22 protein-coding genes and 1 tRNA gene are annotated in these 23,816 nt (G+C 63.9%); 11 read left to right on the plus strand and 12 right to left on the minus strand.

Features of this window, described 5'->3' with window-relative positions; all coding sequences use genetic code 11:
- Window positions 1-25: 25 nt before the first annotated feature.
- Window positions 26-598 carry a thymidine kinase gene (locus ACFOM8_RS14560; protein ID WP_377762549.1) on the minus strand — a complete coding sequence of 191 codons (573 nt, stop codon included), beginning with the start codon at window positions 596-598 and terminating at the stop codon, window positions 26-28.
- Window positions 599-693: 95 nt separating this feature from the next.
- Between ACFOM8_RS14560 and ACFOM8_RS14565 the strand changes: the two genes are divergently transcribed.
- On the plus strand, window positions 694-1,881 hold the full coding sequence (locus ACFOM8_RS14565; protein WP_377762551.1) for a multidrug effflux MFS transporter: 1,188 nt from the start codon (window positions 694-696) through the stop codon (window positions 1,879-1,881).
- Window positions 1,882-2,272: 391 nt separating this feature from the next.
- Here the strand turns inward: ACFOM8_RS14565 and ACFOM8_RS14570 are convergent, their stop codons facing one another.
- The 8 genes from ACFOM8_RS14570 to ACFOM8_RS14605 all read right to left on the minus strand — a co-directional run bounded on the left by ACFOM8_RS14570 (window position 2,273) and on the right by ACFOM8_RS14605 (window position 12,766).
- Window positions 2,273-5,671, minus strand: coding sequence for a calcium-binding protein (locus ACFOM8_RS14570; protein WP_377762552.1), 3,399 nt, complete (start codon window positions 5,669-5,671; stop codon window positions 2,273-2,275).
- 9 nt (window positions 5,672-5,680) lie between these two features.
- Entirely contained in the window at window positions 5,681-6,226 is a 546-nt protein-coding gene (locus ACFOM8_RS14575) for a hypothetical protein (RefSeq protein WP_377762554.1), read from the minus strand.
- Window positions 6,227-6,598: 372 nt separating this feature from the next.
- On the minus strand, window positions 6,599-7,138 hold the full coding sequence (locus ACFOM8_RS14580; RefSeq protein WP_377762556.1) for a hypothetical protein: 540 nt from the start codon (window positions 7,136-7,138) through the stop codon (window positions 6,599-6,601).
- Between the two features lie 211 nt (window positions 7,139-7,349).
- Entirely contained in the window at window positions 7,350-7,889 is a 540-nt protein-coding gene (locus ACFOM8_RS14585) for a hypothetical protein (RefSeq protein WP_377762558.1), read from the minus strand.
- A gap of 28 nt (window positions 7,890-7,917) precedes the next feature.
- A complete protein-coding gene (locus tag ACFOM8_RS14590) occupies window positions 7,918-8,562 on the minus strand; it encodes a hypothetical protein (protein ID WP_377762560.1) in 645 nt (214 codons plus the stop codon).
- Between the two features lie 440 nt (window positions 8,563-9,002).
- On the minus strand, window positions 9,003-9,953 hold the full coding sequence (locus ACFOM8_RS14595) for a hypothetical protein (RefSeq protein WP_377762561.1): 951 nt from the start codon (window positions 9,951-9,953) through the stop codon (window positions 9,003-9,005).
- A gap of 116 nt (window positions 9,954-10,069) precedes the next feature.
- Complete coding sequence (locus ACFOM8_RS14600; RefSeq protein ID WP_377762563.1) at window positions 10,070-11,092, minus strand: hypothetical protein; 1,023 nt, start codon at window positions 11,090-11,092, stop codon at window positions 10,070-10,072.
- A 447-nt stretch (window positions 11,093-11,539) separates the two neighbouring features.
- A complete protein-coding gene (locus ACFOM8_RS14605; RefSeq protein WP_377762637.1) occupies window positions 11,540-12,766 on the minus strand; it encodes a DEAD/DEAH box helicase in 1,227 nt (408 codons plus the stop codon).
- A gap of 500 nt (window positions 12,767-13,266) precedes the next feature.
- Between ACFOM8_RS14605 and ACFOM8_RS14610 the strand changes: the two genes are divergently transcribed.
- On the plus strand, window positions 13,267-14,226 hold the full coding sequence (locus ACFOM8_RS14610) for a calcium-binding protein (RefSeq protein WP_377762565.1): 960 nt from the start codon (window positions 13,267-13,269) through the stop codon (window positions 14,224-14,226).
- Here ACFOM8_RS14610 and dtd read toward each other — a convergent pair.
- Both dtd and ACFOM8_RS14620 read right to left on the minus strand, forming a co-directional pair.
- The gene (gene dtd / locus ACFOM8_RS14615; protein ID WP_377762567.1) at window positions 14,223-14,672 is read right to left on the minus strand and encodes a D-aminoacyl-tRNA deacylase; all 450 of its coding nucleotides are present in this window, start codon (window positions 14,670-14,672) and stop codon (window positions 14,223-14,225) included. The genes ACFOM8_RS14610 and dtd overlap by 4 nt on opposite strands.
- Entirely contained in the window at window positions 14,672-14,914 is a 243-nt protein-coding gene (locus ACFOM8_RS14620; protein ID WP_377762569.1) for a hypothetical protein, read from the minus strand. Before ACFOM8_RS14620 ends, dtd begins: the two co-directional genes overlap by 1 nt.
- A 108-nt stretch (window positions 14,915-15,022) precedes the next feature.
- Here ACFOM8_RS14620 and ACFOM8_RS14625 point away from each other — a divergent pair, with 108 nt between their 5' ends.
- The 5 genes from ACFOM8_RS14625 to dusA all read left to right on the plus strand — a co-directional run bounded on the left by ACFOM8_RS14625 (window position 15,023) and on the right by dusA (window position 18,912).
- A complete protein-coding gene (locus ACFOM8_RS14625) occupies window positions 15,023-15,274 on the plus strand; it encodes a DUF2312 domain-containing protein (protein WP_103172693.1) in 252 nt (83 codons plus the stop codon).
- Window positions 15,275-15,420: 146 nt separating this feature from the next.
- Window positions 15,421-17,289, plus strand: a complete 1,869-nt coding sequence (locus ACFOM8_RS14630; RefSeq protein ID WP_377762570.1) for a DEAD/DEAH box helicase — start codon at window positions 15,421-15,423, stop codon at window positions 17,287-17,289.
- A 151-nt stretch (window positions 17,290-17,440) separates the two neighbouring features.
- Window positions 17,441-17,767, plus strand: coding sequence for an HU family DNA-binding protein (locus ACFOM8_RS14635; protein WP_377762572.1), 327 nt, complete (start codon window positions 17,441-17,443; stop codon window positions 17,765-17,767).
- A gap of 56 nt (window positions 17,768-17,823) precedes the next feature.
- Window positions 17,824-17,898 (plus strand) — tRNA-Val (locus ACFOM8_RS14640).
- Between the two features lie 27 nt (window positions 17,899-17,925).
- On the plus strand, window positions 17,926-18,912 hold the full coding sequence (gene dusA / locus ACFOM8_RS14645; RefSeq protein ID WP_377762574.1) for a tRNA dihydrouridine(20/20a) synthase DusA: 987 nt from the start codon (window positions 17,926-17,928) through the stop codon (window positions 18,910-18,912).
- A gap of 60 nt (window positions 18,913-18,972) precedes the next feature.
- Here dusA and mazG read toward each other — a convergent pair whose 3' ends face one another.
- Window positions 18,973-19,791, minus strand: a complete 819-nt coding sequence (gene mazG / locus ACFOM8_RS14650; RefSeq protein WP_377762576.1) for a nucleoside triphosphate pyrophosphohydrolase — start codon at window positions 19,789-19,791, stop codon at window positions 18,973-18,975.
- A 61-nt stretch (window positions 19,792-19,852) separates the two neighbouring features.
- Between mazG and ACFOM8_RS14655 the strand changes: the two genes are divergently transcribed.
- The 4 genes from ACFOM8_RS14655 (at window position 19,853) to secD (ending at window position 23,814) form a co-directional block, all read left to right on the plus strand.
- Entirely contained in the window at window positions 19,853-21,019 is a 1,167-nt protein-coding gene (locus tag ACFOM8_RS14655) for a M20 aminoacylase family protein (RefSeq protein ID WP_377762578.1), read from the plus strand.
- Between the two features lie 21 nt (window positions 21,020-21,040).
- Window positions 21,041-21,625 (plus strand): LysE family translocator, encoded by a 585-nt coding sequence (locus ACFOM8_RS14660; protein WP_377762580.1) that lies wholly within the window; start codon window positions 21,041-21,043, stop codon window positions 21,623-21,625.
- Between the two features lie 154 nt (window positions 21,626-21,779).
- Window positions 21,780-22,112, plus strand: a complete 333-nt coding sequence (gene yajC / locus ACFOM8_RS14665; protein WP_377762582.1) for a preprotein translocase subunit YajC — start codon at window positions 21,780-21,782, stop codon at window positions 22,110-22,112.
- Between the two features lie 37 nt (window positions 22,113-22,149).
- Window positions 22,150-23,814, plus strand: coding sequence for a protein translocase subunit SecD (gene secD / locus ACFOM8_RS14670; protein WP_377762584.1), 1,665 nt, complete (start codon window positions 22,150-22,152; stop codon window positions 23,812-23,814).
- The last annotated feature ends 2 nt before the right edge of the window (window positions 23,815-23,816 follow it).

Consider the following 23,816-nt stretch of genomic DNA (forward strand, 5'->3'; position numbering starts at 1 on the left):
ATACAGCTTCCGCGAGAATTGAAGATCAGTTCCCCGTCGCCTCGCGCCAATGGCGGCGGCAGAGCGAGACATAGGTCTCGTTGCCGCCGACCTGGACCTGGGCGCCCGTTGTGATGACGCGGCCCGCCTCGTCTCGGCGGATCACCATGGTGGCCTTTTTGCCGCAATGGCAGATGGTGCGGACCTCGCGCAGGTCGTCGGCCAGGGCCAGCAGGGCGGCGGATCCGGGAAACAGCTCGCCCCGGAAATCGACGCGCAGGCCATAGCACATGACGGGGATGCGCAGGTCGTCGGCCACGCGGGCCAATTGCCACACCTGGGCGGGGGTCAGGAACTGCGCCTCGTCCAAGAAGACGCAGGCGCAATCCGCGCCGCGGTCCCGGACCAGGGCGGACATGTCGGTGTCCGCGTCGAAGGTCAGCGCGTCGTCGGCGATGCCGATGCGGCTGGCGATGCGGCCTTGGCCCGCGCGGCTGTCTATGGCGGCCGTCAGCAGCAGCGTCCGCATCCCCCGTTCGCGATAGTTGTAGGACGCTTGCAGCAGCAGCGTGCTTTTGCCCGCGTTCATGGTGGAATAGTGGAAATACAGCTTGGCCATGCCGCCAGTTACCCCCGGCGGGAACGGTCATCAAGCCTTGCCGCCGCGCCGATAAGCTGGCACCAAGCAGGCCCAAGCCAATCCCGGAATGTCCAATGCGCGATCCCCTGTTCCGCATGGCCCTTGTGCTGGGCGTCCTGTCCGCCGTCGGCCCCTTTGCCATCGACATGTATCTGCCCGCCCTGCCGCAGGTCGCCGCCGACCTTTCCACGACCGAGGCAGGGGCGGCGCTGACGCTGACATCCTATTTCATCGTCTTCGGAATCGCTCAGATGATCTATGGCCCGATGGCCGACGCCGTGGGCCGAAAGACGCCGCTGGTGGTCGGGGTGACGATCTTCGCCGCGGCAACCGTCGCCGCCGCGCTGGCTCCCACCCTTGGCTGGCTGATCGCCGCGCGGGCGATGCAGGGCCTCGGCGCGGCCACGCTGATGGCCGTGCCGCGCGCGGTCATCCGCGACGTGGCGACCGGACCCGAGGCCGCCAAGGTGATGTCCACCATCATGATCGTCATCGCGGTCAGCCCGATGCTCGCGCCCCTCACCGGATCGGTCATCATGGCCTGGGGCGGCTGGCGAGAGATCTTCGCCGTGCTGGCCGTCGCGGCGCTTGTCAGCCTGGCCCTGATCCTGTTCGCCCTGCCCGAGACGCTGGCCCCCGAACAGCGCCGCCCGGTCAGCCTGCCGCCGATGCTGTCGGGCGCGCGCCGGTTGCTGACCGACCGGCGCTTCATGGGGCTGACGATGATCGGCGGCTTCGGCATGGCCAGCTTCTTCGTGTTCCTGTCTTCGGCCAGCTTTGTCTATACCCGCCAGTACGGGCTGTCGCCGACCGGCTTCTCGCTGGCCTTCGCGGTCAATGCCGTGGGCTTCTTCGCCGCGTCCCAATTCGCCGGACCGATGGCGCAGCGCCACGGGATGGAGCGGGTGATCTCCTTGGCGATCACCGGCTTTGCCGGGATCATGATCGCGCTGGCGCTGATCGTCTGGCTGGGCCTGGACGCGCTGCCGGTGGTGATGGCGGGGCTGTTTCTGGGCAATGCCTGCCTGGGGCTGGTGATGCCCACGGCCATGGTCATGTCGCTGGATCCGCATCCCGACATCGCCGGGCTGGCGTCGTCCCTGGGCGGGACGTTCCAGATGCTGACCGGGGGCGTGATGATCGCGCTGACCGGCCCCTTCATGGACAACAGCGCCGCCAGCATGGTCGCGGCCATCGCGCTCTGCGCCGCGCTTGCCTGGTGCGCCGCCGCCGCATCGCTGCCGCGCCTGCGCCTGGCATGAAAAAAGCCGCAGGGCGCACACCTGACGCATTCTCCGCAGTAGGACATTACCTTTCTGGGTAGAGCTTTTGTAAATCCGAGAGAAGCAGGGATCTGTGATGCCTTGGTTCGTTGCTGAACATAATACTCATGACCCTGCCGACCTGACGGTCGGCAGGGAAATTTCTGGCAACATCTCGATGCTGACAGCGTCTGTAGAAGGCCGTTGTCTTGCTCACCAAAGCTGGCGCTGATCCTCATTGGTGTTCATCAGTTGGCTCGCTTGGTATGCCAACTGACAGTTCAGAAAAGCTTGAACGAAGAACTAATGTCGAAAGGCATAGGGGCAGCCGTGCTGCCCCATTCCGAGTCATTCGTTTTGTCCCTTTCGGGATTCATGATGGCAGAAGGCCTCATACGAAGACCACGTCATCCGCCAGGGCATTGATGGTGGTGTTGCGTACTGTCAGGATGTCGCCTGCCCCGAAGTCGAAGATCACATTGGCCCCGCTCTGTGTGGCATAAGTTTTCGCCTGGGTGAAGTTCGCCACCCCGAAGCTGAGCATTCGGATCGTGTCGATGTTATCCTCGAAGTCCGTGATGACCTCCTGATCATAGCCTTTGACAAAGCGAAACGTATCTTCTCCGCCGCCACCGGCCAAGCTATCGCTGCCTGCCCTGCCCCCGAGGATGTTGTCGCCACTATTGCCGATCAGGACATTGTTGGCAGATGATCCATAAGCGTAAAGGTTCCCGGTTCCTTGCAGCGTCACACTTTCCAAGTTGACAAAAGCATTACTTGGGTTATCCAGATCGACCGAGATCACGCTGAAAAGGCGATCGAAGCCGGAGTTTTCGGCTTCGACAATCAGATCTTCGTCGTCCTCCACCCAATAGGCATCATCCCCATCGCCGCCAACCATCTTGTCGGCGCCAGCACCGCCATTCAGGCTGTCGTTGCCATCGTAACCCTGGAGGGTGTTGGTCCCGGCATTTCCGGTCAGAGCGTTGTTGGCTGCCGAGCCGTTGAAATTGCCTGCTGCGGTACCCAAAAGGGTGGCCTTTTCGACATTGGCCCAAGCGCTGCTGGTGAGACCGATGCTGAGGGTCGTGTAGATGATGTCCGTGCCCCCGTCTTCCGTTTCAGAAATCCGGTCATCGACATCATCAATCCAATAGGCATCGTTGCCCTCACCACCATAGAGGCTGTCAGCTCCCGTTCCTCCGAAAAGACTGTCGTTGCCGTCTCCTCCGCCAAGTGTGTCGTCGCCTTCCCGGCCTTCAAGCTGATCATTACCCGCATCTCCTTGAAGGTTGTTGCCGGCACCACTACCCCGCAGGATATCGTCATAGTCCGTGCCGGTGATGTTCTCGACTGTCTCATAACTGTCGCCGGCCGAGGCACCAGTGTTCAATGTCTCATTCACCAAATCGGCGACAACGCCAGCGCTGCTATTCTCATAGCTGACTCGGTCAACGCCGCTGCCGCCAATCAGGGTATCGGCTCCAAGCGTGGCGATAATCAGGTCATGGCCTGCACCACTATCGATGCGGTTCGATCCTCCTGTTCCCCGCAGCGTATCGTTGCCGCTTCCGGCATCGATGTGTTCCACTTGGTAGATCAGGTTTCCGGTCACGAAGCCGGTATGGGCCTGGGTGATGAAGTCGATCGACACCGAGGAGGTCGATGTCGAGAGATCAAAGGTGTCCCACCCGGTCCCGCCATAGATGGTGTCTTCGCCCGGAGAGACCCAGATCACGTCATTTCCGGCATCGCCCCACATACGGTCATTACCCGCACCGCCGGCTAAAGTGTCTTCCCCCTCGCCCCCGATCAGGTCGTCATGGCCATCATAGCCGTAAAGAATGTCGTCGCCTTTTCCACCCGCCAGGACGTTGTCGATGCTGGAGCCGGAGATCGCATCATTGTGGTCCGATCCCCAAACCTGCTCAAAGCCGCCTAGGACGTCCCCTGCCGCGTCTCCACCACTGGCGGATTGAAGCGTATCGGCACCGGAGATGACCTCCAAATCCACCACCACGCGGACAGCTGAGTCTTCATAGGACACAAGATCGAGAATCCCGCTGCCGCCATCCAGCGTGTCGGCCCCCGCGCCGCCAAGCAGCGTATCGCGGCCCGATGATCCATCCAGCCTGTCGGCTCCCACGCCTCCCGAAAGCAGATCGTCATCGGCCCCGCCAACCAGGACGTCATTTCCGGCATCGCCGCTCAAGACGTTGAAGCCATCACCGCCCCAGAGAGAGTCATTGCCATCCCCACCCGCCAGGACATCGGCACCAGCCTCGCCTTCGAGGCGGTCGTTGCCGGCATCGCCGTAAAGACGATCAGCCCCTGTGCCGCCTTGGAGCAGATCATCGTCAATTCCGCCGTAGATCAGATCTGCGCCCATGCCGCCGATCAACGTGTCGTCGCCCTGCCCGCCGCTGACGATGTCACCGCCATCGTCACCGTCGATCAAATCGTTTCCAGTGTCACCAGCTAGGACATCGGCTCCAGCATTTCCCTGGATCGTATCGTTGCCTGTGTCGCCCCAAATCTGGTCCGATCCCGATCCACCGAAAAGCTGATCGTTTCCAGCTTCTCCGCGAAGCGCGTCAGAGCCGAACTCCCCGAGCACACGGTCATTTCCGGCACTGGCCAAGATCGTGTCCTGTCCGGACATGCCGCGAATGAAGTCGTTATAGGCGCCGAGAGTATAATATCTGTCTCCCTCGCTGCCGCTTGGGCCGACACGCACCATTCTCTCGGCATCCATGAAGTCATCCCCCATGTAGCCGTTGAAGGCCCCTTCAGATGAGTGATACACGCCAACCGGTACGGCCTTGCTGTCACCGTCGTAGACATTGTGGCCCACGCGCCTGTAATCGTCGCTGGTATCCAAGGTAGTGTTCGTGCTGAGCGCCAGGGTCGATCCATCGGCGAACTGGACTTTCTCGATGTCCTGAATGCTGATGACCATGGATTTTCCATAATCGTCGGGATCACGATAGAAGAAGGTCCACTGGTTGGCCGTGCCGGAAACCTTCTTCTGCCACCAATCCGCCTTGGTGAAGGGAAGGATCAGGATGTCGGACCCCTTTCCGCCTTGAACCACGGTCCAGCCGTAGAAGTTCTCTCGCAGGTCTCCCCTCTGCATGACGACAGTGTCGTTTCCGTCTTCACCTTGTAGCGTATCATCTCCCCGCCAGAAGGTCAGCCGATCATTGCCGGCACCGGCAATCAGAACATCATCGCCCTCCTGGCCGTCGAGCGTGTCGTCTCCAATGCCTCCATCGACGCGGTCGTCGTCAGCACTACCATTCAGAGAGTCGTTTCCAGCACCGCCGAATAGAAGATCGTCCCCTGTTCCGCCGTCCAGACTGTCGTTGTGATTGCCGCCGGAAAGGAGGTCCGATCCCGCACCCCCGCCCAAGGTATCGTTCCCATTCCCGCCACTGGTCCGGTCATCACCGGCACCAGCGGAAACCACGTCGCTTCCCTCGTCCCCCGACAGGTCGTCGTCGCCATTTCCGCCGACAATGGTATCGTTGCCTTGGCCACCATGGATGGGAAGATCATCATCAATACCGGTGCCATCGAGACGATCATTCCCGCTGCCGCCATAAGCCGACTCGAAGGTGTGGTCGATCAGTTTGAGGCTAACAGGTGTCGAGCCGACGGCATAAGCGGTGTCGATGCCTTCATTCCCTTCGACGAGCTTTCCGGATGCCAAATCGGCGGCATCGAAAAAGATGAGATCGTTGCCGCCCATGCCCCTGATCTGATCCGCGCCAGCATCGCCCGACAGCATGTCATCGTTTTAGCTGCCATTGATGTCGTCGTCCCCCGCACCGCCCGCGATCTGCACCGACCGGGAATGCCTATAGGCCCAAAGGCCATTCGCCCTTGCATCGCCGACAGCCCCGTCAAGAGCTTCGACATCGAGGTTGAGGTTGGCGGAGGACTTGCCTTCCAGTTCGGCAAGGGACAGCTTGCCGCCCGCCTCGAACTGAATGTCATAGCCAAGCGCCGTGTCGATGCGGCGCCAGCCCTGGGCGTTGTAGGACAGCGAAACGTCTCCAAGGCCGCCCTTCACGACAGTTCCGTTCGTCTTCGTATAGGATGCCGAGCCGTGCAGGGTGTTGCCCATGAACTCGATATCATTGCTCTTGTCGGCAAACCCCGTTCGATCGTCATAGGACAGCCGGATCGACTGGATGCCGGCCTGCGCCAGCGTTCTCATCTCGCCGGCATCGACCTTGCCGTCCCGGTCCTTGTCCTGCCAGACCTTCAGCTGCTTCCACAGAACGTCCGAACCATTCAGGACGCCGTCGTTGTTGCCGCCATACTGGGTGCTCTTCTCCATGATCGCCAGCGCCTGGAGATCGGAGATGTCGGTGCGCCCGAGAATCCTTGGCAGGATCAGTTCCTTCGAATTTGTAACGGCATTATCGCCGGTGCCACCGAAGCTGCCGTCGGTGTTCAGATCGACAATCAGGAAGCCATCATCGGACGCAGCCCAAGCCGTCTGCTCAAGAAAGCTGTCGCCGTCCGTGTCGAAATAGACCTGCCTGGTGATATCGAGTTCGATCCCGTCTCCGTCCAGATCGATAATTATAGGAGAGTAAAGTCCTGTATCGGCAGGCTCATTACCGTCACCAACAGTAGGGCCGTCCGGGTGCTGTTCACCATTGTTTCCGACCTGGCCACCGTCTGTTCCTCCGTTGCTGCCCCCGGTCTAACCACCGGATGTATCAGGCCTACTCTCCGGGCGATCACTGCTGGTCAGGCCGCCGCCGGAACTTCCGCTTCCGCTGCTTCCGCCGGAGTTGCTGCCATTGCCACTGCTGCCGCCTCGGTCCGGACGGTCGCCACCAAAGCTCGAGCCACCGCCAAGACTCCCATCACCATTGTCGCTCGAACTCGTGCCGGTGGTGCCGGAGCCGCGGCCGTCCGACGAACCGCCTCCGGAAGGATTGCCGCGATGGTCGCCGCCGTCGCCTGTTTCGAAATCAAAAATATTGGCTGGATCATAGGAGATCTTCTGCTCTGTCCCTATGCCACTACGAATACGGTCATTGAACTCGTCTTCAACAGTATATCCGGGATTGGCGCCATCGTTATCCGGATCGCCATCATAATTTGATGCAGGTTCATCGAGAGGAGCCGCCGGAAAGCCTGTTTTTCTTTCACGTTCTTGAATAATCCACTCAGCAAAGAGCTTCAATTCATTCCATTGCTCCGCGTCCTGCTTAAAAGCCTCACCAAGTGCCTCCATTGCAGGGCCCAGAGCATCAGGTGCTCTCTTCATTGCATCTTTACCTAATAAGGACTTCCTCGTAGCATACTGCGCAGAAAATTCCGCTACAACCGATGCTATGGCCTTAAGTTTTCTACGTTAACACTAAAATTGGTCTTGCCTTCGGCAGTGGATATCACATCCGCCAATTCCTTGTCGGTTGCGTTACTCAAATCGCGGCGATGGTCTGTCATCTATCTAACCGTTTATCTAACGTTGCTTCCCAAGATATAGTGATGAGTCGTTGAGCGACAGCCGGATTTGATCCAGTGATGACCAGCGCTGTCGATCCGAGTGGTGATATGCTGGTCTTTCCAGAACATGAATCTCTTTCCTTGTGACCATTGTTCTCTTCGACGTTCCGCCCCAGACGATAGTAGGAACCATACCTGCCGTTCATCTGAGAGAGTTCAATAGACACTATCCGATGTTTTGGTATATACTCGGTAGTATATTTTAATCCTATTTCATTACGACATACTCTGTTGAAATCCTCATGCACAATTATGTAAGAATCATCATGATAAACCGTCGTTTCCACAAATACTTCGTCATTTATTTCTTCGAACTGATAAATCAGCTCACGGTTCGTAAACGTTTCTCGGGCCTCCGAAGGGGTGCACGGCATGCTTGCCAGAAGCACGGCAGCAATGCTTGTGAAGCTAAGGCCTTTCACAGGCATGACCCCGAATTGCACTCGCATAACACAGGCCATGATCTGATCCTCCACATCATGAACATTGTTCCAAAGTTGTTTTTCAGTGTTGAATCACATTTTTACCCCTAGCCACAATTTTGTCAGCATACTTTCCTGAGCTATCGATAGCGGTAGTGGAAGACGCTATGAGTTTTCCGTCATGGAATGAAGAGGTGATCGAAGCTGAATATTCTGGATCGTCCGGATCCAGGGCGTCGAGCCTGAACACCAGTATCTGGCTGTCATCGATGCCGTTTTCTTCCATGTAATTGTAAGTTATTATTTCCAGATCGTCGTTAATGACAAAAGGCGACAAATCACTGGGGCCATCAAGAAGGAGATCCTCAAGGCTTGAAATTCTGCTTAGCACTTTATTTCCATAAAAAATGTGAAGGCATTTTTCGCTACCGTAGCCAATCGCAAATTTCTTGATGATCTTCTCATCATTGCTTTCCGTATAAAGCATGTATTGACCATATCTCTGCAATTGGATCAGGTCGCTTTTCCTCGTCTCGCAATCCGTTTCGACATCATAAAATTTCTCCAGTGAATAAGTGTCAAAACTGTCGCTTTTTGCCAATTGCGGAGAACATGCCGCCATCCAACAGACGACCGGCAGGAAAATTGCCGAAAAAGAGTTCTTCGGTAGCTCTGGCTTTGTAGTTTCCTCGTCATGATTGAACGAGAATCGGGTTCCTGAAATCATCGGACTTGTCTCCGTTAGAACTCCAAAGTTGCACACGGTGTGAAATGCAAGCAACAGAAAAGTCTGCGCTTTTTAGTTGAAAACGCGCGTTCTCGGCATGTCGGCAAATCGTGTTGGCGTTGCGGTGATCATGCGATGACCGCCCGGAACATGGCCAGCGGATCGGCGCCGCGCCGAGTGGCCATCTATCGAGTATGCATTGAACGCCCACCGTGCGATCGGCAGACATCTATCAGATAACAGTTACCCGACGGTCGCCTGCGGGATCACCGCGACAGCCCCGCTGCCGACTGAACCCGTGGTGGAGATGGACGCCCTGCGCTTCAGGGGGCGTTGCCGAAAGGGGGCGCAGGCCGACGCCATCTCGGGTGCGAGTGGTACCTGCAAGACCTGTACTGCAAGGCAGAGGCTTATAGGGGTCATCCGCGGATGGATCGCTATCACCCCTGGAACCTTCCCCACAAAGGCGTGCCATGGAACAGCCACGGCTGGTAGAGCACCTTTGCCAGGGTCGGCAGCTTCGGGGTCTCGTCGCCGGGCTTGACCGGATGAATGCCCGCCCGCATGGCCGGCGAGCGCTTCACGGGTGTCTGGCGTCGGCGCTTGGGAACCTCGATGCGCTGGTCGAACCCGGGAACCGCAAGGCTGGTGACGCCGTCCTGCGCATCCGCCGTCTCCTCATGCTTGTTGATCGGCGAGACATACTGCCTGACCTCGAAGAAGTTGCAGTGGATCCCGAAGATCGTCAGAAGGGCGATCAGGACGCGGGGATTGTAGGCGGCGCCATTGATGTAGGTGCCGCCCGACCGCGAGGAACGCCCGCCCGCGCGTTTCGCGAAGGCCAGGCGATCCCGGAGGGAGTTCATGAAGGTGCTCGCCGGCTGGAACGTGGCGTTGATCACGCACCGCGTCATGGCGTCCAGAAGATCGGGATCGCTGATCGGATCCTGGAACCCGAGCTTGCGGTAGGCCCCGCGGTAGCGCGACGACAGCATCGGAAACCCGATGACCTTGTTCGTCTCGCCGCTCGCCTTGATCGGGCTTCTGATCCACAGGGCCGGGAAGGCCTTTGTGCCGAAGTTCGAGCCCGGAAACGGTCCGGAGCGTCCTTTCCCGGTCGCCTTCGTGGCGGGCGTCAGCTGCGTCCGGGTCCAGGCATGGAGGGCATTGGGAACCGCCATCGCCGGGTTTGCGTCCTGGAAGGACCGGAACGCGCCGTCGAACGCCCTGGCCCGGCGCACGATCTGCGGCTTCTTCGCCTCCTTGTCGAAGCTGACCACATGCCATCCGAAACGGTTGGCCAGGATCTCGTCGCGGAAGATGTACGGGATCACCCGCGCCATCGCCGCCTCCTGCTCGCCCACGAGCGTGAGCTTGCCTTCGGGCAGCATCTCCTTGAGGCAGGCCAAGTGGGCCGCCTTGTTGTAGGTGTTCCGGGTCATGATGCCGGTGAAGGCGTTGCGCCCTTCCCGCTCGGGCGCCCCGAAATTGAAGTAGTAGTTCCCGATCATCTCCAGGATGTCGGCTCTTTCATACGCTTCGTCGATGGCCTGAAGGGTTTCGGGGTGAACCGGCTCGGTGGAGCGTTCGAGGGCGGCGGCAGCCTTGTTCGCGAAGATGCGCCGCTGCGCCACCGCCGACGCGAAGAGCGCCGGCTCGTCGAAACGGCCAGCCGGGTGCTGGAACGACAAGCGAGGCGCGGGAAAGGCCTCGCCGTCGGATCGACGTCGACATCGAGGCGGAACACATAGCCCGACTGGATATCGGCCGAGACCGCGCAGTTGAGGGAGGTGACCCGGGTGTCCTTCGCAGTCTCCCAGTTCACGGTGAGCACGATGTCGTCATGCGCGATCCGGGTATGGCGCGGGCGGCCCTCCTTGACCCAGCGTGCGCGCCGTCGCGCGAGCTGCGCCTTCTTGCAGGCCAGCAGAACGCGCTCCAGCCAGAAGAGCCGGTCGTAGATGCGGGCCACGCCGGCCTCGCTCGCGCCGGGCGCAGGGGCGAGGACACGGCGAAGGCCGTTGATGGCGACATTGTTCACGAGTTCCGACAGGATGCGGATGTTGTCGGAACGGTCCTTCTGGCGCGCATGATCGACGGACACCGTGAAGCGGGACCCCTTCTTGCCGCGACAGGGCTTGTGGATGAGCCGCACTCCGCGATGCCTGGCCCCCTCGCGGGCGTTCGCTCCGTTGAAGGCGAACTCCCCGGGGGCGTCGAGATAGGCCCTGCCGCAGGCCTCGCAGGTCGGTCCGGTGAGGATGCCGTTCTGCGACCGCAGGCGCTCTGTCTCATCCTCAAAATGATGGTTCGACAGCAGGTTGAATTTCACCCCGCAGGTGCGGTTGCCACGCTGGTGTTCGCAGATCAGGGTGCGCCCATCGCTCCAGGTGGCCGGCTGCTGGAAGTCGTCGAGAATGCTGGATACGCGGATGAGGTCGTCGGCCGGGGGACCCAGCGTGTAGATACCGAGTCCGGTGCTCAGTGCCGGTATGGAAACCGGCCTGAAGGCGGCGCTCCGCGGCCCCAAGGCCCCAGGAAGACCGGCAGAGCAAAGTCCGGCGCCACGCCGAAATTGCCGCAGTCGGGATCCCCGCACGTGTTGAGGTTGATCCAGCCCGGAACTACGGGATAGACTTGCTCCTGCGGGAGATTGGGGATCTTGTCGACCATGAGTCCGCCTCGTTCGAGTTGCGTCAAGGTCGCGTCTCCGCATCAAGTGATATTGGCTGTTTCGTTTGACGACGAAATCGACCGGCGAAGCGTTCTGTAAATTCAGCCTTGCGAATTTACAACTCCACACGCGAACAACTTCTGCGCGTGTGGCCGTCCCTCCATTCTCAAGCAAAATCAGAGACCTGCCAGCGTTGCCGCCGGCAGGTCTACAAGGTCATGCCCTACGGAGGAGAATGCGTCAGCGCGCACCCTGCGGCTTCTTCTTTGTCCAAATACCCGAAAGGCGACGCCGCCCCCGGCGCTACGCCTGCCGGCTTTTCGGCTGCCGCGACGGACGCCGCGCCGGACGCTTGTTGGCGCCCGCGCCCATCGGCTTGCCGCGCCCGCCCCCCGGACGGGCCGAGGGAACCGGCCCTGCGGGAACCTCGCCGCCGATCACCGGGATCGGCGCCTTCATGGCCTTTTCGATGGCGCGCAATTCGCCCATCTCGGCAGGCGCGCAGAAGGCCACGGCGCGGCCGTCGCGGCCCGCGCGCGCGGTCCGCCCGATCCGGTGGACATAATTTTCCGGCACGTTCGGCAGGTCGTAGTTATAGACATGCGCCACCTCGGGGATGTCCAGGCCCCGCGCGGCAACGTCGGTCGCCACCAGCACCTGGGTCTGCCCCTTGCGAAAGGCGTCCAGCGCGCGTTCCCGCTGGCCCTGCGACTTGTTGCCGTGGATCGCGGCAACGGCGAAGCCCCATTTTTCCAGCAGCTTGGCCAGCTTTTCCGAGCCGTGCTTGGTGCGGCCAAAGACCATCGCCAACTCGCCCGGGTGCTTCGCCAGATATTCCGCCAGCAGCGTCGCCTTGTCGCCCTGGGTTACGAAATGCACGCCCTGCTCGATCTTCTTGGCAGCCTGGCCCGGAGGGTTGACGGCCACCCGCACCGGATCGCTCAGGTAGGTGTCGGCCAGTTCCTCCATCAGCTTCGGCATGGTGGCGGAAAACAGCAACGTCTGGCGGTCCTTGGGCAGCATCCGCGCGATCTTGCGCAGGGTGTGGATAAAGCCGATGTCCAGCATCTGGTCGGCCTCGTCCAGCACCAGATAGGTCGTGGCCTCGAGGCTGATCGCGCGCCGCTCGATCAGGTCCATGAGCCGGCCCGGCGTGGCGATCAGCACGTCCACGCCGCGCGACAGCCGTTCCGTCTGCACGTTGATCGAGGCGCCGCCGACGACCCGGAACGACCGGATCGGCGTTCCTTCGGCATAGGCGTCGATGTTGGTGGCGATCTGGGTCGCCAGTTCGCGGGTCGGCGCCAGGATCAGCGCGCGGCAGGTCCTGGGATCGGGCTTCTTGCCGAAATTGATCAGCCGGGTCAGCATCGGCAGGCCGAAGGCCGCCGTCTTGCCGGTGCCGGTCTGCGCCAGACCCAGCACGTCGCGGCCCTTGACGACCGCGGGGATGGCCTCGGTCTGGATCGGCGTGGGCTTGGTCAGCCCCATCGCGGCCACATTGGCGTTGATGCGGTGGTCGATGCCCATGTCGGCGAAGGGGCCGGTGGGCAGCGGGTCGCGCGCCGGGGCGCGGCGGCCTTCGTTCGCGTCAAGATGCGGTGCGGTGCGCGGTTTCTGGCCGCGCGAAGGGCGGCGGGGGTTCTTGTGTTCCATCAGTCTCTCATCCCCGCATCCCCCGTATCGGACGCAAGGCAGGGGCCGCGTCCGATGCGCGGCGATCAGCAGGGATGCGGGGGCGATAGGGTGCCCGCAAGCCTCCCCGCGTGAATGGGAAACTGGAAAAATGTGCCGGACCCTGGGCGAAAACGCGGCTGCTCACGCGGCAGCGGGCGACGACAAGACCCACATGGGCCTTCATCACGTGCAAGTCAAGCCGGATCGGGGCCTGTCAGAATCTTCGCGAGGGCAGAAAAGACGTTAAGGAGCATTCAGATTAACCGTGGCGCGAGCCTGCCGATCATGGCAAAAGAATTGGGAAGTAATGCATAAGCTATCCCAATCGTTGACGTTTTTTCCGGGAATCCACCATGGCGACGTTCAGGGCCGACTACCAGTTCGACAGTTATTCGATCGACCTTAACTTCTATGAGCGATGGTTCTATGAAGATTTCTTTCTGGAGGACTTCTATCACGAAATTTCCGGGAAGACATTTCAGGACGTCTATATCGTCAATGGGTGGGACGGATATGACGACCTGCTCCTCGGCTTTGGCGGATCCGGCTTCGGCTTCAGCGCTTGGGGCGATGTGACCCGGGGAACCGTCACGCTCATGTCCGAGGAGATCTACGATGGGCCGGAAATCTGGTCCTTGCAGAACTTTTCCATTTCGGCAGCGCGTCTCTACAATGCGGCGCTGACCTATGGAAATGCCGATGACCGGGCGGTGTTCGCCTCGATCATGGCGGGCAACGACACGATCACCCTCAGTGCCTACAACGACCGGTTCGAGGGTTGGGCGGGCCATGACCGGATGTCCGGCCAGGGCGGGAACGACACGCTGCTGGGTGGGGCCGGAAACGACACGGCAAACGGCGGCGGGGGCAATGACCGTCTTGTGGGCGGCGAGGGGCATGACCGCCTGATCGGTGTCACCGGCAACGACACCCTGGAAGGCGGAGGCGGCAGCGACACGCTGGACGGCGGCACGGGCCGGGACCGGCTGCACGGCGGCCTTGACGCGGCCCGCGACGTGTTCATCTTCCGTGCCCCGGTGGAAACCGCCCCGGGCGCGCAACGCGACGGCATCCTGCAATTCCGCGTGGGTCAGGACGACATCGACCTGTCGCTGATAGACGCCAATTTCGCGCGCGGCGGGAACCAGGCCTTCGCCTTTACGGGAACAGCGGCGGCGGCTCATTCAGTCTGGTATGTCAGGCAGGCGGACGGCGTTCTGGTGCGCGGCGACGTCAACGGCAACAAGACCGCCGATTTCGAGATCTGGGTGGACGATGCGACGCGGCTGGCCGCGAACGACTTCATCCTCTAGCCCCGGTCCGCCGTGTCCAGCCAGATCGTCACCGGGCCGTCATTGACCAGCCGCACCTTCATGTCGGCGCCGAAGCTGCCGGTCTGGACTGCGATCCCCTGCGCGGCAAGGCTGGCGGCAAAGCGTTCGTAAAGCCGCCGCCCCTCCTCGGGCGTGGCGGCCGCCGAAAAGCCGGGGCGGTTGCCGGTGCGGGTGTCGGCAGCCAGGGTGAACTGGCTGACGACCAGCGCAGCGCCGCCGGCGTCCAAAAGGGATCGGTTCATCCGGCCCCCGTCGTCGCGGAAGATGCGCAGTTTTGCCACGCGCAGCGCCAGCTTGTCGGCGGCGGCATCGTCATCGCCGCCCATGGCACAGACCAGCACCAGAAGCCCCGGCCCGGTGCGGCCGACAACGGTCCCGTCGACGTCGACCGCCGCCTCGGTCACGCGTTGGACAAGCGCGCGCATCAGCCCAGCACGATCCCGGTGATGACCAGCAGCAGCCCGATCATCGACAGCGCCAGCGCGCCCATGTTGACGGCCAGCACGGGCCGCATCCGCGCGCGCAGCGCGGCGTCGTCCAGCCCGGCCTTGCGGGCGCGGGCCACCGTCAGGATGCACCATGCCAGCGCCGCGACCCCCGCCAGCGTCAGCGCCGCGCCGCCCCAGATCAGCCAGTCGAACACCGTCATCGGATCATTCCCCGCCATTCCCTGCGCCCTTGTCGGTCATGGGCCCTAGCGGCGATTGCGCCGCGCGGCAAGACCGCCTAACAGATGCGGCCAAAGACGGGCAGGATCAAACAGAAGGACAACCCCATGATGGACGATCAGGCATACAGCGTCGCGGCGGATGAGCTGCGCCAGTTCATCGAGCAGTTCGAGCAGCTGGAGGCGGAAAAGAAAGACATCGCCGAACGCCAGAAAGAGGTGATGGCCGAAGCCAAGGCGCGCGGCTACGACACCAAGGTGATGAAGAAGATCGTGGCCCTGCGCAAGCGCGACCGCGACGACATCGCCGAGGAGGAGGCCATCCTGGAAATGTACAAGCAGGCGCTTGGCATGGGCTGATGCCCCATTTCCTTTGACTTTCCGCATCCGATCCCCTAGAAGCCGCCGCTTCGGCCCTGATGTCCAGGGCGGCGGACGCGGGGAGAAGTCTGTCGCAAGGATCGCGGTGCCTTCACGGGTGTCCGCACCCCCATTCTGGCGAAGACATGACAAACGATATGATAGCCGCGCCTTTGGCCGCGGCGCTGGCGGCCAAGGGTTATGCCAGCCTGACCCCGGTTCAGCAGGCGGTTCTGGAAAGCGACGCGCAGGGGCGCGACATGCTGGTCTCGGCGCAGACCGGATCGGGCAAGACGGTGGCCTTCGGGCTTGCCATCGCGCCGCAGCTTCTGGACGGCGACGTGCTGCCCGACGCGGCGGCGCCCCTGGCGCTGGCCATCGCGCCCACGCGCGAACTGGCCTTGCAGGTCGCGGCTGAGCTGGGCTGGCTTTACGCCCAGGCGGGCGGCCGGATCGCCACCTGCGTGGGCGGCATGGACTATCGCGGCGAACGCCGCGCGCTGGAGCGCAATCCCCACATCGTCGTCGGCACCCCCGGCCGCCTGCGCGACCATATCGAGCGCGGATCGCTGGATCTGTCCGCCCTGCGCGTGGCCGTTCTGGACGAGGCGGACGAGATGCTGGACCTGGGCTTCCGCGAGGACCTGGAATTCATCCTGCAATCCGCGCCCGAGGACCGGCGCACGCTGATGTTCTCGGCCACGGTTCCCCCCGCGATCGAACATCTGGCGGGCACCTTCCAGCGCGATGCAATGCGCATCGTGGCCCAAGGAGAATCGCGCCAGCACGGCGACATCGAATACCGCGCCTTCAACGTCGCCGTTCGCGACCGCGAGCCCGCGATCTTCAACATCCTGCGCCTGCACGAGGCGCGGACCGCGATCATCTTCTGCAAGACGCGGGCCAACGTGAACCACCTGCTGGCCCGCATGGGCAACCGGGGCTTCAAGGCCGTGGCGCTGTCGGGGGAACTCAGCCAGCAGGAACGCACCCATGCGCTGCAAGCCCTGCGCGACGGGCGGGCGCAGGTCTGCGTGGCGACCGATGTGGCCGCGCGCGGCATCGACCTGCCGGGGCTGGAACTGGTGATCCATGCCGATCTGCCGACCAATTCGGAAACGCTGCTGCACCGCTCGGGCCGCACGGGCCGGGCGGGGGCCAAGGGCGTGTCCGCCCTGATCGTGATGCCCTCCGAGGTCCGCAAGGCGCAGATGCTGCTGAAGCGCGCCCGGGTGGACGCGGACTGGGGCCCCGCGCCCTCTGCCGACGAGGTTCGGGCCCAGGACGATTCCCGGATGCTGGACCATCCCGCTCTGCACGAAGGGACCGGCGACGATTTGGCCATGGCGCAGATTCTGCTGGACCGCTTCGGCCCCGAGCGGCTGGCCCAGGCCTTTGTCAGCCTGTGGCGCGAAGGCCGCCCCGCGCCCGAGGAACTGACGGTGCTGCAAGACCGTGCCCCTTCTGCCGCGCGCGAGCGTCCGCCCTTCGGCGAGGCGGTCTGGTTCCGGCTGTCCGTGGGTCATACCGGCCGGGCCGAGGCGCGCTGGCTGCTGCCCAAGATCTGCGACGGCGGCGGGATCAACCGCGATGCCATCGGCGCCATCCGCGTGCGCCAGGACGAGACCTTCGTCCAGATCGCCGTGGCTCAGGCCGGCGCGTTCGGCAAGGAACTGGAGCTTGAGCCGGGCCTGACCATGCGCCGCCTGGAAGGCGAGCCGGATCTGGACCGCGCGCCCCGTCCCGCCGAACGCCCCGCCCGCCGCAAGCCCGAGGGCGACTGGAAAAGGCCCGCGCGCGTCGAGGCGCCCGACGAGGCCGCCCCGAGGCCCAAGAAGGCCCGCTGGACGGCCGAGGACCGCAGCGCCCGCGCCGGCAAGGCGGGTTCCGATGGCGCCGGCCCCGCCAAGCCCGGCGGCTTCCGCGCCAAGACCGCTCGTCCCGAGGGCGGCAAGGAACGGGGCAAGTTCGCCGCCCCCCGCAAGGGCGGCAAGCCGCGCAAGGGCGATCACTGAGCGGCGCCGCCGCGCATGTCCCCCGGGGATGCGCGGCGGGCCTGTCCGGGCGCCTTCCCGCAAAGGCCGATACAAAGCCAAGAATAATGTTGACCTTGGGTCAGACTCGTCTCACGCTGAACTCGCTGTTCTAGTATACGGAGTGTGTGTGATGATTAAGCGTGTCGGTTCCGCAGACGGCGACGGGGGCGGACCCCGCAATCCCCAGCCGGCGCAGGTTCTTCAGAAAAAGGATTTCGTCGATCGCGTGGTGGCGGCAAGCGGCGCGCGCAAGGCGGATGCCCGCCCCATCATCGAGGCGACGCTGGCCCAACTGGGCAAGGCCCTGTCCGCGGGCGAGACGCTGGCCGTGCCGCCCCTTGGCCGGGCCAGGGTCAACCTGGAACGCGACCAGCGGGGCGGTGAGATCATCACCCTGCGCCTGCGCCGCAGGCCCGCCAGCATCCGCCAGTCGGCGCGCCCCTCGGCAATGGACTGAAAGCGGGCGATTCGCCCTTGCGGTCGTTCCTCGCGCCTGCTAGATGCTGCGCCCACGGGTGATTAGCTCAGCGGTAGAGCGCTTCGTTCACATCGAAGATGTCAGCGGTTCAAATCCGTTATCACCCACCATCTTTCCCTTTCCGTCGCGTCGGCCAGATGTTGAACACTCCTGTCACGGACGCAGCCACCTTGTCCGTCGCCCCCATGATGGACTGGACCGACCGGCATTGCCGGGTCTTCCACCGCCTGATGTCGCGCCGCGCGCTGCTCTATACCGAAATGGTGACGGCCCCCGCGATCATCCACGGCGACCGCCGCCGGTTGCTGGATTACGACCCTGCCGAACACCCGCTGGCGCTGCAACTGGGCGGATCGGATCCCGCCGAACTCGAGGCGGCGACCCGGATCGCCGCGGATTGGGGTTATGACGAGATCAACCTGAATGTCGGCTGCCCCAGCGACCGGGTGCAATCGGGCTGCTTCGGCGCGGTGCTGATGAAGACCCCCGATCTGGTGGCCGACTGCGTGGCCCGGATGCTCGACGCCAGCCCGGTCGAGGTCACGGTCAAGTGCCGCATCGGCGTCGACGACCAGCGGCCCGAGGATGTCCTGCCCGCCTTTCTGGACAGGATGCGCGCCGCGGGCGTCCGGCGAATCGCGATCCACGCGCGCAAGGCCTGGCTGCAAGGGCTCAGCCCCAGGGAAAACCGCGACATCCCTCCGCTGGACTATCCGCTGGTCCACCGCATGAAGGGGCAGTTTCCCGACCTGCACCTGTCGATCAACGGCGGCATCCCCGGCCTGGAGGCCGCGCGCGATCACCTGCGGGTCATGGACGGGGTGATGGTCGGGCGCGCGGCCTATCACCAGCCTAGGGACATCCTGGGCCGGGCCGACCGCCTGTGGGGCGACGCGCCTCCCTTCGACACGCCCGAGCAGGTCGCCCATGCGATGCGCCCCTATGTTGTCCGGCATCTGGCCGGGGGCGGGCGCCTGCACCAGATCACGCGCCACATGCTGGGCCTGTTCCACGCAATGCCCGGCGCGCGGGGCTGGAAGCGGACGCTTTCCGAAGGCGCATCCAGAGGCGGGATCGAGGTTTATGATGCCGCCTTGCGGCAGGTCGCGCGGCTCGCCGCTTAGCCATTCACCTTTGCGCAAATATCCTGGGGTGAGGCCCGGAGGGCCGAGGGGCGAAGCCCCTTACTCCGCCGCCTTTTCGGCTGCCTTTGCGGCATCCCACAGCCGGTCCATCTCGGCCAGGTCGCTGTTTTCGGGGCGGCGGCCCGTGGCGGCCAGCGCGGCCTCGATGGCCCCGAAGCGGCGGGTGAACTTGGCATTGGCGCGGCGCAGGGCCTGTTCGGGATCGACCTTCAGATGCCGGGCCAGGTTCGCCATCGCGAACAAAAGGTCGCCGAACTCCTCTTCCAGCGCCTCCGGCCCCAGGCTGTCGCGCGCCTCGACCAGTTCGGCGGTCTCCTCGGCGATCTTGTCCAGAACCTCGCCCGCATGGGGCCAGTCGAAACCCACGCGGGCGGCGCGGTTTTGCAGCTTGACCGCGCGCGTGAGCGCCGGCAGCCCCAGGGCCACGCCGTCCAGCGCGCCGCGCTCGGCCTTGCCCGCGCGTTCGACGGCCTTGATGGCTTCCCAGTCCTTGACCTGCTGTTCGGCCGACTTGTCCCGGCTTTCATCCCCGAAGACATGGGGATGGCGGAAAACCAGCTTGTCCGAGATCGCGGCGGCGCAATCGGCGAAATCGAACATCTCCGCCTCGCGCGCCATCTGGGCATGGAACACCACCTGCAACAGAAGGTCGCCCAACTCGCCCGGCAATTCGCTCCAGGCCTGCCGGTCGATCGCGTCGGCGACCTCGTGCGCTTCCTCGATCGTGTAGGGCGCGATCGAGGCGAAATCCTGCTCGATGTCCCAGGGGCAGCCCGTCTGCGGATCGCGCAACTGCGCCATGATGTCGATCAGGCGGGCGATCTCGGCCCCGGGGTCGCGGCGGCTGGCTTCGGTCATTGCGATTTCCCCTCGCTTCTGTCCTGATGGGGCATTGCCACAGCCAAGGTCGTTAGTCCACATGCCCGTCCTGAACCGCATCGCCGAATTTTCCGACGACATGACCGCCTGGCGCCGCCACCTGCACCGGCACCCGGAACTGGGCTTCGACTGCTACGGCACCGCCGCCTTTGTGGCGGAACGCCTGCGCGACTTCGGCGTGGACGAGATTCACGACGGCATCGGCCAATCCGGCCTTGTCGCCATTATCGAAGGGCAGGGGCCGGGCCCCACCATCGGGCTGCGCGCCGACATGGACGCCCTGCCGATCGAGGAGGCGACGGGGCTTGACCATGCCTCGACCGTGCCGGGCCGGATGCATGCCTGCGGGCATGACGGGCACACGACCATGCTGCTGGGCGCCGCGCGCTATCTGGCGGAAACGCGCAATTTCGCGGGCCGCGTCGCGCTGATCTTCCAGCCGGCCGAGGAAAACGGCGGGGGCGGCGAGGCGATGGTCCGCGACGGCATGATGGACCGCTTCGGCATCACCCGGGTTTTCGCCATGCACAACAGCCCCGGCCTGCCCGTGGGGCTGATGAACACCACGCCCGGACCGATCATGGCGGCCGTGGATACCTTTGAAATCCACGTCCAGGGCCGGGGCGGGCATGGCGCCATGCCGCACCTGACCGCCGATCCCATCGTGGCCGCGGTGGGGGTGGTGAATGCGATCCAGACGATTTCCAGCCGCAACCATTACGCGCTGGACGACCTTGCCCTGTCGGTCACGCAGATCCACGCGGGCAGCGCCGACAACATCGTGCCGGACACCGCCTATGTCTGCGGCACGGTGCGCACCTTCGCCCCCCATGTGCGCGACATGGTGCGCCGCCGCATGACGCAGATCTGCGAAGGGCAGGCCGCAGCCTTCGACGTGACGATCCGGCTGGACTATGCCGAGGGCTATCCCGCCACCGTCAACGACCCCGACCAGACCGCCTTTGCTGTGCAGGTCGCGCAGGAGATCGTCGGGTCCGACAACATCTCGGGCGAGGCGGGGCGCGAGATGGGGGCCGAGGATTTCAGCTACATGCTGGACGCGCGGCCCGGCTGCTATCTGTTCATCGGCCAGGGCGACACGGCCAGCGTCCATCACCCGGCCTATGACTTCAACGACAGTGTTTCGCCCATCGGGGCCAGCTTCTTCGCGCGGCTGGTCGAACGCGCGCAGCCCGTGGCGCGATAGGGCCGCGATCATGGAAATCCGATGACTGCCGACATCCTGCTGGCCCTGACGGGCTTTTCCCTTGTCACCTCGGCCACGCCGGGGCCGAACAACATGATGCTGATGGCCTCGGGCGCGAATTTCGGCCTGCGGCGGACGGTGCCGCACATGCTGGGCGTGTCGCTGGGCTTTGGCGCCATGGTGGCGGTCCTGGGGATGGGACTGGACCGGATCGTCATGGGCAGCGCCGTGCTGGCCGGGGCGCTGAAATGGCTGAGCCTGGCCTATGTGCTGTGGCTGGCCTGGAAGATCGCCACCGCCGCGCCGCCGTCCCAGGCCGAGCCGCCGGGCCGTCCGCTGGGCTTTCTGGGCGCGGCGGCGTTCCAGTGGGTCAACCCCAAGGCCTGGGCGATGGCGCTTGGCGCGCTGTCGGCCTATGCCGCCGGGGCCGGCGGTCCGCTGGTGGTGGCGGCGGTGTTTGCGGTGGTGAACCTGCCGGTGGTCGCGGCCTGGGCCGCCGCGGGGCAGGGCTTGCGGGGACTGCTGGCCCGCCCGGCCCGGCTGCGGGCCTTCAACGCGGGCATGGCCGGGCTGCTGGTGCTGTCGATGCTGCCGGTCGTGCTGTAGCGGGCCTGGGCCGACGCTCACGATCCTGTTTGCGGCCGTGTCCCCGCAGCGGCCCGGCCTTTCTTGCCAAGCAGGGGCGGCGGGGATAGGTTGCGCGCCAATCCGGGCGGGCCAACCATCCTGCCAGCCGCCGTGACAGCCGAAAGGACAACCCATGTTCGTCACCCCCGCCTATGCCCAGGCCGCCGCCGATGCACCCGCCGGCGCGGCCCTGATGCAGTTCATCCCGCTGATCCTGATCTTCGCGATCATGTATTTCCTGATGATCCGTCCGCAGCAAAAGCGCGTCAAACAGCACCGCGAGATGGTCGCGGCGCTGAAAAAAGGCGATCAGGTGGTCACGCAGGGCGGCATCATCGGCAAGGTGTCCTCGGTCCGCGACGAGGAACTCGAGGTCGAGATCGCCACCGGCGTCAAGGTCCGCGTGGTGCGCGGCACGGTGTCGCAAGTCCTGTCCCGGACCGAGCCGGTCGCCGCAAACGGCTGACGCGGCTTTCAAAGAAAACTCAAGGGCTTCGGCAAAGATGCTACAGATCGACCGTTGGAAACGCATCCTGATCATCGGGCTCTGCATCATCGGCATCGGCTTTGCCGTGCCCAACCTGTTCTACAGCCGTGTCGAATCCCACAACGACGCCGTGGCCGAGATCGCGCGGACCGGGGTCGAGACGCCCGAACTGGCCGCCGCCCGCGACGGCTGGCCCGGCTGGCTGCCCTCGTCGGTGGTGGCGCTCGGCCTCGACCTGCGCGGCGGCGCGCATCTTCTGGGCGAGGTCCGCGTGGCCGATGTCTACAAGGCCCGGATGGACGCGCTGTGGCCCGAACTGCGCCGGGCGCTGGCCGATGAACGCGCGACCCTTGGCGCGATCCGCCGCCTGCCGTCGCCCGAAGGCACGCTGAAGATCGAGATCGAGAATCCCCAAGGGATGACCCGCGCAACCGAGATCGTGCGCGGCTTTTCCAATCCCGTGACCACCCTGACCGGCGCGGGCCAGCAAAGCCTGGCGATCCAGGCGCAGGGCAACACCCTGACCATCCAGCTTTCGGACGCCGAAAAGGCCGCGACCGACGACCGCACCGTCCAGCAAAGCGTGGAAATCATCCGCCGCCGCGTGGACGAGGTGGGCACCCGCGAACCCACCATCGTGCGCCAGGGCGCCGACCGCATCCTGATCCAGGTGCCCGGCATCGGCTCGGCCGAGGAATTGAAGGCGCTGATCGGCACCACCGCCAAGCTGACCTTCAATTCGGTTGTGGCGACCGGCACCGACCCGGATGCCCGGCCCGGGCCGGGGCAGGTGATCCTGCCGGCCGCCGATCAGGAGGGGCTGTATTACACGCTGGAGGAAAGCCCGGTCGTCACCGGCGAGGAACTGACGGACGCCGTTCCCTCGACCGACCAGAACGGCATGCCGGCGGTCGATTTCCGCTTCAACCCGACGGGCGCGCGGAAGTTCGGCGCCTATACCAGCGCCAATATCGGCCAGCCTTTCGCGATCGTGCTGGACAACAAGGTCATCTCGGCCCCGGTGATCCGGCAGGCGATCACCACCGGGTCGGGGCAGATCTCGGGGTCCATGGACTTCGACGAGGCGAACCAGCTGGCGGTTCTGCTGCGCGCCGGGGCGCTGCCCGCGCAACTGGACTTTCTCGAGGAACGCACCATTGGCCCGGAACTGGGCCAGGACAGCATCGACGCGGGGCGCCTGTCGTCCGTGATCGCCACCGCCGCGGTGGTGGCCTACATGATCGCCAGCTATGGGCTGTTCGGGGCCTTCGCCTCGATCTCGGTCATCGCCAACGTGATCCTGATCCTGTCGGTGATGTCGGTCATGGGCGCCACGCTGACCCTGCCGGGCATCGCCGGGATCGTGCTGACCGTCGGCACGGCGGTGGACGCCAACGTCATCATCTATGAACGCATCCGCGAGGAACTGCGCGCGGGCAAGCGCGTGGCCAAAGCCATCAGCGACGGCTTCGACGAGGCGATGAGCGCGATCATCGACGCCAACGTCACCTCCTTCATCGCGGCGGCGGTGATGTTCTTTCTGGGGTCCGGCCCGGTCAAGGGCTTTGCCGTCACGCTGACCATCGGTCTTGTCACCTCGGTCTTCACGGCGATCTATCTGACGCGGCTGATGATCATCTGGTGGCTGGAATGGCGCAAGCCCAAAGAACTGATCCTGTGAGG

Source organism: Paracoccus angustae (genome assembly GCF_042648745.1).
Taxonomy (GTDB): Bacteria; Pseudomonadota; Alphaproteobacteria; order Rhodobacterales; family Rhodobacteraceae; genus Paracoccus; species Paracoccus angustae.

What these genes read in the sequence shown, in the direction of transcription:
- ACFOM8_RS14610 (WP_377762565.1), top strand. Translation starts at nt 13,267, where the DNA reads ATGGCGACGTTCAGGGCCGACTACCAGTTCGACAGTTATTCGATCGAC.
- ACFOM8_RS14590 (WP_377762560.1), bottom strand. Translation starts at nt 8,562, where the DNA reads ATGATTTCAGGAACCCGATTCTCGTTCAATCATGACGAGGAAACTACA.
- ACFOM8_RS14655 (WP_377762578.1), top strand. Translation starts at nt 19,853, where the DNA reads ATGCCCGTCCTGAACCGCATCGCCGAATTTTCCGACGACATGACCGCC.
- yajC (WP_377762582.1), top strand. Translation starts at nt 21,780, where the DNA reads ATGTTCGTCACCCCCGCCTATGCCCAGGCCGCCGCCGATGCACCCGCC.
- ACFOM8_RS14575 (WP_377762554.1), bottom strand. Translation starts at nt 6,226, where the DNA reads ATGGAGAAGAGCACCCAGTATGGCGGCAACAACGACGGCGTCCTGAAT.
- ACFOM8_RS14560 (WP_377762549.1), bottom strand. Translation starts at nt 598, where the DNA reads ATGGCCAAGCTGTATTTCCACTATTCCACCATGAACGCGGGCAAAAGC.
- ACFOM8_RS14595 (WP_377762561.1), bottom strand. Translation starts at nt 9,953, where the DNA reads ATGCTGCCCGAAGGCAAGCTCACGCTCGTGGGCGAGCAGGAGGCGGCG.
- ACFOM8_RS14605 (WP_377762637.1), bottom strand. Translation starts at nt 12,766, where the DNA reads ATGGGCATCGACCACCGCATCAACGCCAATGTGGCCGCGATGGGGCTG.
- ACFOM8_RS14580 (WP_377762556.1), bottom strand. Translation starts at nt 7,138, where the DNA reads ATGGAGGCACTTGGTGAGGCTTTTAAGCAGGACGCGGAGCAATGGAAT.
- ACFOM8_RS14635 (WP_377762572.1), top strand. Translation starts at nt 17,441, where the DNA reads ATGATTAAGCGTGTCGGTTCCGCAGACGGCGACGGGGGCGGACCCCGC.
- ACFOM8_RS14630 (WP_377762570.1), top strand. Translation starts at nt 15,421, where the DNA reads ATGACAAACGATATGATAGCCGCGCCTTTGGCCGCGGCGCTGGCGGCC.
- ACFOM8_RS14660 (WP_377762580.1), top strand. Translation starts at nt 21,041, where the DNA reads ATGACTGCCGACATCCTGCTGGCCCTGACGGGCTTTTCCCTTGTCACC.
- dtd (WP_377762567.1), bottom strand. Translation starts at nt 14,672, where the DNA reads ATGCGCGCGCTTGTCCAACGCGTGACCGAGGCGGCGGTCGACGTCGAC.
- mazG (WP_377762576.1), bottom strand. Translation starts at nt 19,791, where the DNA reads ATGACCGAAGCCAGCCGCCGCGACCCCGGGGCCGAGATCGCCCGCCTG.
- dusA (WP_377762574.1), top strand. Translation starts at nt 17,926, where the DNA reads ATGTTGAACACTCCTGTCACGGACGCAGCCACCTTGTCCGTCGCCCCC.
- ACFOM8_RS14620 (WP_377762569.1), bottom strand. Translation starts at nt 14,914, where the DNA reads ATGGCGGGGAATGATCCGATGACGGTGTTCGACTGGCTGATCTGGGGC.
- ACFOM8_RS14625 (WP_103172693.1), top strand. Translation starts at nt 15,023, where the DNA reads ATGATGGACGATCAGGCATACAGCGTCGCGGCGGATGAGCTGCGCCAG.
- secD (WP_377762584.1), top strand. Translation starts at nt 22,150, where the DNA reads ATGCTACAGATCGACCGTTGGAAACGCATCCTGATCATCGGGCTCTGC.
- ACFOM8_RS14570 (WP_377762552.1), bottom strand. Translation starts at nt 5,671, where the DNA reads ATGCTGTCGGGCGATGCTGGCGCGGATCAGATCAGGGGCATGGGCGGC.
- ACFOM8_RS14565 (WP_377762551.1), top strand. Translation starts at nt 694, where the DNA reads ATGCGCGATCCCCTGTTCCGCATGGCCCTTGTGCTGGGCGTCCTGTCC.